Source organism: Candidatus Angelobacter sp., from assembly GCA_035607015.1.
Taxonomy (GTDB): domain Bacteria; phylum Verrucomicrobiota; class Verrucomicrobiia; order Limisphaerales; family AV2; genus AV2.
This window is the reverse complement of the sequence record DATNDF010000167.1, coordinates 1-8657: the sequence shown is the minus strand read 5'-3', so window position 1 is coordinate 8657 and position 8657 is coordinate 1. Positions and strand designations below refer to the sequence as shown.

Here is an 8657-nt window from a genome sequence, read left to right as displayed (position 1 = left end):
GAGACTGTTGGCGGTGTAATGGATTTCGAGAACGGCCCCGCGCCCGGCATCCAACTGGGGAGATTGATGAAGCGGCACGGGCAGATGGTCCATCAGTACATCCTCGATAACAACCGGCGGCGGCAGATCGTTGTGCGTGATTCGGTCCGGGTCGATCACCACCACGCCGTCCGTGGTCGGAAACCACAGCCGCCCGTCACGGGTCTTACAGGCATCGGGCTGATTCTCGCCGTTGGTCTCGCTGCTCAACATGCCGTCGGAAATTCCGTAGGACACGTATTCGACGTGGTTCGTCTGTCCGTCGGCCACCGCGTTCAAAGCCGCTTTGGACACCCGGTAAATGCCGCGGTTACAACTGATCCATAGATTGCCATGCGTGTCCTCAAGGATGTCGTTGACGACATTATCGAAGAGTCCCTGGTCCGTCTTGAACCGGTCCACGCGGCCATTCTTCACCCGGTTCAATCCGTTTTCCGTGCCAATCCAGAACACTCCTCCCGCGTCTTCATGGATGCACCAGGCGAAGTTGTCCGACAGGCCCTGTTCGGTCGTGATGGGCGGGAGGAATCGGCCAGCTCTGAGCCGGTTTACTCCACCGCCATACGTCCCGATCCAGAGCGTGCCGGTGCGATCCTCGTGAATGGCCCGAACATCGCCGGCTAAAAGGCCATTGGTCGCGGTGTAACTCATAATCGCTCCGTCCTTGATACGGCTCAGTCCCCCCAGAGTGCCGACCCAGAGCGAGCCCTCACTGCCCTCGTATATGGCGTTGACCTGGTTTTGCGGCAATCCTTCGCTTCGCGTATAAGAGGCGATCAGTTGTTTGTCCCTGAATTTCCTCAAGCCGGCGGTCACCCCGCCCACCCAGACGTTCCCGGCCTTGTCCTCGAAGATCGCCTTTACCCGGGAATCCTGCCGCCCCTCATCCAGCGCGCGTCTGGAAATGGCGCCGTTCCGGAAGAGATTAAAACCGTCGGACGTGCCGATCCACAAGCCGCCGGCCTGGCTTTCACAAATGCTCCACGCATCGTGGTGGCTCAATCCGTGTTGGGTGGAATAGGCAAGTATCCTCCGCGGCTGCATTCGTTTCAGTCCTCCGAAAGAAGTTCCGACCCAGAGATTGTCCTCCCGGTCTTCATGCAGGCACAAGACCATTTCGTTCGCCAGACCCTCATCAGTTCCGAACACGGTGAATTTGCCATCTCGAAAGCGATACAAGGAGCCTTTGCCGGAAACGACCCAGATGTTTCCCTCATGGTCTTCAGCAAGGTAGTCAACGCGCCTTTCTCTGAAACCGTCCGGCGCGGTGAATCGGGTCCATGTGCCGTCATACCAGCGTTGCAAGCCGGCGGCTTCTGTGCCCATCCAAAGAGCTCCCCCCCGGTCTTTCAGGATGCATTGCACTCGCCTGTCTGGCAGATCGCTGGGGGACCAGGCATCGGAGAATCGACCGGTCACCGGATCGCGTCGTTGCAGGCCCAGATCGGTCCCGACCCAAAGTGTTCCTTCCGCGTCTTCGAACAGGGCGCTGACCATGTTGGTCATCAGCCCGTCCCGCGTGGAATAGCGTGTGAACTTTTCGTTATGCAACCGTTTCAAACCATCCGCCGTGGCGATCCACACGCCGCCCTGAGCGGCGGCGCACAGGGAAAAAACCTTGTCCGTGGGGTTGTTTGCGCTGAGAACAAAACTCCTGAACGCGCCTTCTTTGTACCTGATCACGCCCGGGGGCGTCGCAAACCACAGGACGCCGTTCTTGTCCTCTGCCAGGGCGATGCAATTATCGCTCACGAGTTCCTTTGTGTTCACCCGGTCGAAGACGCGGAAGGTCACGCCGTCGAAACGCACGATGCCAAAGCGGGTTCCAAACCAAAGATATCCGTCGCGTGTTTGGTGGATGGCTTTGACCGTATTCTGGGGAAGGCCCTGTTCGGTTTTCCAGGAGTCAAAGCGGTATTGAGTTTCCGAAATCTCGGCCCCAAGGCGGGCGTCGCAGACAAACAAAAACGACAACACAGCCGCCGTGGCACGCAGCCGTCTTGGGCGGCGGGCTGGAGGTCCGGACGAGGCGCGTTCGTTCACGGCGTCTGCCTTCGCGGCGCCAGTCGCGAAAACTGTTTTGCGGCGACGCGCCGAACGCCGTGCGTGCGAGGTGGTCAGCGGAAAACGCACTTCTTCTTCAAAACCGCATGCGGAACCGACACCAGGTTCGCTGTGCCGATGTCCAGGGCCCGGGACGAGAGCGTTTGTATTGCTCTGGAGTCTGCCAGATTTCAGCGGATGAATCGGTGAAAAGAAACGAATGTCCGATAATCTCAATTCGGCGGCGACCGATGGTTCCGTACCGGCGGTTTGTATGTCCGGCCTCTATTTCAGGTGGGCCTTGGAGGCACACGAAATTCTCGCACCGCAGTCGGGACAGATTGTTCAAGGCGCTTTAGGTTTTCAATTGACGGCCCATCGTCCAGATTCCACGCGGTTGCCAGCATTCACTCCATTCCCGCGTATTCCTCGTCCGTCTCGAGGCCGAGGCCCATCAACACGTAATCGTGCGAGATGGCCTTCATGTCTCTCACATAGTTGGGCAGCCGCAGCAACTGAGCGAAACCAAGCAAGCCAAACATCTTGATCGCCGTTTCCTGTCCGCCGATGAACTCTGCCTCCAGTTTTTCGAGGCCGATATGTCGGGAAAGCTCAATGATTTCCACCACCAGTGACTTGGCCAGTCCCCGCCCGCGGTACTGCGGGTGTACCAACACGCTCACCCGCCCGATGTGCCGTTTCCAGCCGCCCAACTGCTGGTGCAAGGTGGCGTCGCCGATGATTTTGTTTCCGGTGAGCGCCAGCAACGGCAGGTTGCGGCCCAGATCAATGTTTCTGCACCAGTCGCCGATCACTTCCGGTTCCGTGACGCGGTGTTTGATGAACATCCGCTCTTGTTCCGGCACGGCGAGGAAGAAATCGTGAAAAGCCTTCTCATCGGAGGACTCGAGGGGGCGCAGGAGGACCTTGAAGTTGTCCTTCAACGTAATTTCCTTCGGAAATTCCTCGAGTATGGCGTCCAGCATAGGTTGCTCCGGGTTCGGGATCGCCGGGATTGTGCGGCTGAATCCCCCGGGACGCAAGGCTCAACGCATTCTGGCGGATGAAAGGTCGCCAGAGACACCCAGCGCGTCAGTCACGGCATTGTCTTCTATCGACGACGGATCCACGCTCCACATCGAGGCCAGCAGCGGGATTTTTTCCGTGTTGGCGCGGCCCCGCTCGCGTTGCGCGAACAGGTCTCTCGCGTTGCCTTCGCAGTAATCGTAGCATGTGACGCCGAGTCTTCGTTCAGCCCAGGTTTTGCGTCCCTGGTTCCACAACGTCTCTCCAGCCCATGCATATCCGCGAGTTGTGCGGCCGGTTTCAAACCACGCCCAGGCATGGTGGCCGACCGCCCGGTTGACGCTGAAAAACTGCACCTCGCCCAACTCGCGGCTGAGGTGTTGCAGGAATCGGAAACATACATCCACGTCCTCCCCCGGTTCGGGTAGAAGAGAGCCCACCACCAGTATCCACCCGTTGACAGGCGGTGAAATAAAAAGCTTCTGATCGCTGACGCGGCCCATGCCATCCGTCCAAGAGCAGGGGGTCGGATTATGGAGGCCCAGCGCGGATTGCACCGCTTGCAGGTTTGTGCTTTTGACGGCGAGCCAGCGATTCGGGCAGTGAAAAATGGATGATTGAAAGCCAAGCGCGCCCCGGAGGAATTCGCCCGGTCGCTTCGCAATCCGGGTCCCGGGCGTTGCGTGGCGGGAACGCAAATACCGGTGAATGAAAAACGCGAACAACACCCCCACGAAAATCACCAAGACCAACAGCGCCAGCAGGGGGAAGATGATCGCGGCGTGGCTTTGCTCGGCCGCTGCAGTGCCGCCGGCATCTGCCGCAACGCCCGTCGAGAGCAGCGAAGCGATCATGTAACCGCAATTTACTCGTTCATATCGCATCTTCAATCGCAAAATTGTCTGACGGCGCAAAAAAACGGCGGACCGCGTCGTCAGCGACAGGGGCGCGCCCCGGCGGAGACCCGGGGAACAGGCGATTCGAAAGCATTACCAGCTTGCACGAAACCGGTCGAGTCAGCTTTACTTCCTCCGTAACTTCGCATGCACGAATGAAACAACTGTCCTTCCGTGGAACGGCGATTGCGCTGTGCGCTTTCCTGGTGGGCTGCTCGAGCGCACCGCCCAGGCCGGCTCTGCGCGTTTCTGACTACCACGGCACCATCCGCGTCGCCTGCGTCGGTGACAGCATCACGTTCGGCGCGGGTGTGGAGAACCGGGAGACGAATTGTTACCCGATTGTCCTCGGGAAACTGCTCGGATCGCGGTTCGAGGTGAGGAACTTTGGCGTCAGCGGCGCGACACTGCTCAAGAAAGGCGATCTGTCCTATTGGAACTTAAAGCAGTTCGAGCAACTGGCCGATTTCGCACCGCAAGCGATCATCCTCGCGCTCGGCACAAACGACTCCAAGCCTCAGAACTGGGCGCATGGCGGCGAATTCGCAGACGATCTGCGCGCGATGCTCGATCATTTTGAGGCGCTGCCTTCGAAGCCGAAGATCTGGGTTTGTCTGCCGCCGCCGGTCTATGAAACGAAGTGGGGCATCAACGAGGCGACTTTGTACGGACAAATCATCCCGGCCATCAGGCGAGTTGCGGACGAACGGAATCTGCCGACGATTGATCTTCACCAGGCTTTGGGCAGTCGCCCGGAGTATTTTCCCGACCAGATTCACCCGAATGCCGCCGGCGCCGGCATGATGGCGATGACGATTTTCACGGCGCTCAAGGGACGATGAAACTTCAATCTGCCAGGACCCTGCGTGACTTCTCTTTGCGACTCGCCATCGGACTGTTGTTCTCCCAGGCCGGTCTTGCCCAGGATGAGCAATCGTTTGAACTGAAGAACGGCGACCGCGTTCTTTTTATCGGCGACACATTCTTCGAGCGCGAGGTGGACTACGGCCACATTGAGACGCGACTCACGGCAGCATTCCCCGACCGCAACGTGAGCTATCGCAACCTTGGCTGGGCTGCGGACACTCCGATGGGCCGGGCGCGCGCGAGTTTCGACTGGAACAAGTCCGAGGACGACTGGCTCAAGCGCGTGAAGGAACAGGTGACGCTCGTGAAGCCGACCGTCGCGTTCCTCAGCTACGGAATGACGGCGGCGTTGGAAGCGGCGGACGAGACAACCAAGGAGCAGCGGCAGGCGAAGATCGAGAAGTTCGAGGCGGACATGAACAAGTTGATGAACGCCATCGAAGAGGTCAGTGGGCAGAAGGTCAGGTTCGTGCTGTTGGGACCAACTCCGCACGGCGATCATGACGGTTGCTCGGCAGATTGCCTGAACCGCCACGCGGTTGTCTTGAAGCTCTGCGAACAGGCGATTGCGAAATTGGCGGAAGTTCGCAAATGCTACTTTCAGCAATTGCTCGACTGGCCGCCGGATTCCTTCGATGCCCGGGGCAAGCGATCGACCGTGGACGGCATTCACCTCACGCAGGACTCTTATGCCTTCATTGCGGCGTTCATCGAACAAGGGCTTCTTCACCATGAGCGCATTGGAGCGGGAAAACAGTACGAGTTGCTTCGCTCGGCCATCCGAAAAAAGAATGAACTCTTCTTCCACCGCTGGCGGCCGGAGAACTGGACTTACCTTCTCGGCTTCCGCAAACAGGAGCAGGGTCAGAATGCCGCCGAACTGCCACAATTCGAGCCGCTCATTGCCCAATGGGAAGCCCGCATCGCAAAGTTGCGTGATCTGAAGCATCAGGACCCCGCGACCGTAAAGGAGGTCACCGAACTGTTACGCAAGGAGAAGCAACCCGAGAAAGCCATGAAGCCGCTCCCGACTCCGACGTTCGATATTGCGGACGGCTTTGAGGTCAATCTTTGGGCCGAGGATCCATTGTTGCACAAGCCGATTGAAATCAATTGGGATGCACAGGGCCGGCTTTGGGTCGCCAGTTCCGAGGTTTATCCGCAGATCAAACCAGGCCAGCCCGCGACCGACCGCGTCATTGTCCTCGAGGACACCAACGGCGACGGTAAAGCCGACAAATCCGCAGTGTTCGCGGATGGTTTACTGATACCCACGGGCGTTTTGCCCGACAGCAACGGTGGTTGCTACGTCGCGGCCAGTCACGAATTGCTTTATTTCAAGGACACCAATGGCGACGGCAAGGCCGACGAAAAGCGCATCGTGCTTTCCAGTTTCGGCACCGAAGACACGCACCACAATCTCCACACGCTGCGCTGGGGTTATGATGGACATATCTACATGAATCAGTCCATCTACACTCACACGCACATCGAGACACCGCTCGGCGTGCGCCGCCTCAACAGCGCCGGAATCTGGCGTTTCGATCCCTACACGTATCAACTCGAAGTGTTCACTCGCGGCGGTTGCAACCCGTGGGGCCATACGTGGGACGACTACGGCAACTCGTTCTTCACCGACGGCGCCGGCTTTCAGGGCGTCTCCTATTGCGTGCCAGGCGCGATGTACTTCACTTACGCCGGCGCGCGGCGCGAATTGCAGAGCATCAGCCCCGGCAACTATCCTAAGTTCGCCAGCCTCGAAGTCGTCCGCTCGCCGCAGTTTCCCGACGACTGGCAGGGCGACTTCATCACCTGCGATTTCCGCGCGCATCGCGTCGTGCATTTCAAATACAGCGAGGCTGGTGCCGGTTATCAGACGAAGGAAATGCCGGACCTGCTGCGCTCGACCAACGTCACTTTCCGCCCGATTGACGTGAAGTTCGGTCCCGATGGCGCGCTTTACATCGCCGACTGGAGCAATCCGATCATCCAACACGGCGAAGTGGACTTCCGCGATCCGCGCCGTGACAAGGAACATGGCCGTATCTGGCGCGTGACGGCGAAGGGAAGGCCCGTGGCGAAGAAGGAGAATCTGGCGAAGCTGGGGCTCGACGAACTGTTTGACCGGACGCTGTCGAAGAACGCCTGGGAACAGGCCTCGGCGCGGCGTGTCTTGGCCGAAAAACTTCGTCAAATGAGGCCAGCCCGGGTGTCTGAAACGGTCGGCAAATGGAGTGAAAGACGGACGACAGATCGGGCGAAACTCGAATCGGCATGGCTTTACGAAGCTGTCGGAACATTCGACGACGGGTTGCTACTTCAATTGCTGGGTTCAAAAGACTTTAACATCCGGGTGGCCGCGACGCGAATTCTCGAGTACGCGCCCGGTCACTCTAAAAATGCGGAGGAACAACTTGCGAACCTGATTTCTGATGAGCACCCCCGCGTCCGCCTTGAAGCCCTGCGAGTGCTTGCGAAAATCCCCTCCCCGAAGTCGGCAGAGCTGGCTCTGAGTGTGCTCGGCAAGCCGATGGACCCGTTTCTCGACTACGCCCTCTGGCTTACGATCAACGACCTCGCTGACCCGTGGATCGCCGCCATCAAATCCGGCGAGTGGAAGGTCGAGGGACGCGAGAAACAACTGGAGTTCGGCCTGAAAGCCATCGAACCAGAGAAGGCCAGCGCAGTGCTGGGCCAGTTGCTCGGCGAACAGCCGCTTGCGCGCGACGGCCGCGGACCGTGGATTGACCTGATAGGCCGCGCGGGGTCGCCGAAAGAATTGCAGCGGCTGTTCGATCAAATCGCGCGACGTGGTTTTGACAAACCGACCGCCGCCCGCGCCCTGGCGGTTCTGAACGAAGCGGCCCGTCTGCGCAACGCCAGGCCGCCTTCTGGTCACGAAAAGCTCCGCGAAATGTTTTCCGCTCCGCTGGAGATTCGCGTCGAGGCGCTGCGACTGGTCGGACAATGGAATGTTCGACAGTTCGTACCCGACGTGTTGAAAGCCGCCGGCGATCCGGCGGCGCCCGGAGCGATCAGGGAGGCCGCGTTTGAAAGCCTGCGTTCGCTGAGTTTGAACAAGGACCCCGCAATTTTTGCCGCCCTGCGGCCGCTGGCCGGGACGAACAACGAACCTGACATCCGCCGGCAGGCGGCCGTGACCCTGGCCGGAATCGACCTGGGGAAGGCGTTGCCGGACGTGGTGCAGATCCTGATGGCCGCGCCGAACGAAATGGAGGCCGAGTCGTTGTGGCGCGGATTGCTAAGTTTGAAAGAGAGTGGAGCGAAGCAGAGTGTCGGCGCGTATCTGGCCGAGTGGGGATTACCGAAGTCAGGTGTACCTGAAATCGTGGCCAGGGCGGGCCTGCGCGTCGCGCGCGAAGGCGGGCGTAACGAACCGGAACTGGTGCTGGCTTTGACTCGCGGCGCGAATCTCGAGGCCGCGGAAGCGTCGCTGACCGATGCCGAGATACAACAAATCGCCGCCTCGGCGGCGGTGCAAGGCGACCCGGCGCGTGGCGAGAAGGTTTTCCGGCGGCCTGAACTCGGATGTGTCACGTGCCACGCCATTGGCGGTGTTGGCGGCAGAGTCGGGCCGGACCTCACGTCCATCGGCGCGAGCGCGCCAGCGGATTATCTCGTCGAATCGGTGTTTTATCCGAGCCGCAAGATCAAGGAAGGTTACCACGCGGTGGTCCTGGAAACTCAGGACGGCCAGGAGCTGTCCGGCATCTTGGTGCGTGAAAACAATGAACAGGTTGTCATTCGCGACGTGTCGAACAGGGA

Annotated in this window: 5 protein-coding genes; 2 read left to right on the top strand and 3 right to left on the bottom strand. The window is 59.5% G+C overall.

Annotated features, from left to right (window positions below; all coding sequences use genetic code 11):
- The 3 genes from VN887_06845 to VN887_06835 all read right to left on the bottom strand — a co-directional run.
- On the bottom strand, positions 1-2082 hold a 2082-nt coding region (locus VN887_06845), incomplete at its 3' end, for a two-component regulator propeller domain-containing protein (GenBank protein HXT39724.1).
- A 407-nt stretch (positions 2083-2489) separates the two neighbouring features.
- Entirely contained in the window at positions 2490-3068 is a 579-nt protein-coding gene (locus VN887_06840; GenBank protein HXT39723.1) for a GNAT family N-acetyltransferase, read from the bottom strand.
- Positions 3069-3128: 60 nt separating this feature from the next.
- Positions 3129-3962, bottom strand: a complete 834-nt coding sequence (locus VN887_06835; GenBank protein ID HXT39722.1) for a hypothetical protein — start codon at positions 3960-3962, stop codon at positions 3129-3131.
- Between the two features lie 197 nt (positions 3963-4159).
- On the opposite strand from VN887_06835, the gene VN887_06830 reads away from it, so the two are divergent.
- Positions 4160-4846 carry a GDSL-type esterase/lipase family protein gene (locus VN887_06830; protein ID HXT39721.1) on the top strand — a complete coding sequence of 229 codons (687 nt, stop codon included), beginning with the start codon at positions 4160-4162 and terminating at the stop codon, positions 4844-4846.
- Positions 4843-8657 (top strand): PVC-type heme-binding CxxCH protein (locus VN887_06825; GenBank protein ID HXT39720.1); only part of this gene is annotated, 3815 nt, incomplete at its 3' end. The genes VN887_06830 and VN887_06825, both read left to right, overlap by 4 nt.

What these genes read in the sequence shown, in the direction of transcription:
- VN887_06830 (HXT39721.1), top strand. Translation starts at nt 4,160, where the DNA reads ATGAAACAACTGTCCTTCCGTGGAACGGCGATTGCGCTGTGCGCTTTC.
- VN887_06840 (HXT39723.1), bottom strand. Translation starts at nt 3,068, where the DNA reads ATGCTGGACGCCATACTCGAGGAATTTCCGAAGGAAATTACGTTGAAG.
- VN887_06835 (HXT39722.1), bottom strand. Translation starts at nt 3,962, where the DNA reads ATGATCGCTTCGCTGCTCTCGACGGGCGTTGCGGCAGATGCCGGCGGC.